Below are 359 nucleotides of genomic sequence, written 5' to 3'. Positions count from 1 at the left end.
CGCTTGTGGGCGGTGAGATTGCTGGATGTAATAAACGCTTTGTTGCATCCATCCAGGTCACAGACAAAGCGCCTGTCCCCTGTGTGAGTGCGCTTGTGGTCGTTGAGATTACTGGATGTAGTAAACGTTTTGTTGCATCCGTCCTGATCACAGACAAAGGGCCTGTCCCCTGTGTGGGCGCGTTTGTGCCTGGTAAGATTTCTCCCTTGTGTGGGTGCGTTTGTGCCTGGTGAGGTGGGATGAGGTGAAAGACTTGTTGCATCCGTCAAGGTCACAGACAAACGGTCTGTCCCCTGTGTGGACGCGTTTATGGGTGGTGAGATGACTGGCTTGGACAAAACGCTTGTTACACATGCCAT

Annotated in this window: 1 protein-coding gene; it reads left to right on the top strand. The window is 52.4% G+C overall.

Going from position 1 to position 359, the window contains the following annotated elements; all coding sequences use genetic code 11:
• On the top strand, window positions 1-233 hold a 233-nt coding region (locus tag E1189_RS25255; protein ID WP_230460196.1), incomplete at its 5' end, for a hypothetical protein.
• Window positions 234-359: the final 126 nt, after the last annotated feature.

The organism is Parendozoicomonas verongulae (genome assembly GCF_009711465.1).
Classification (GTDB): Bacteria; Pseudomonadota; Gammaproteobacteria; order Pseudomonadales; family Endozoicomonadaceae; genus Sansalvadorimonas; species Sansalvadorimonas verongulae.
Note: the sequence above shows the minus strand (reverse complement) of the source record. Positions and strands in the feature narration are given on the sequence as shown.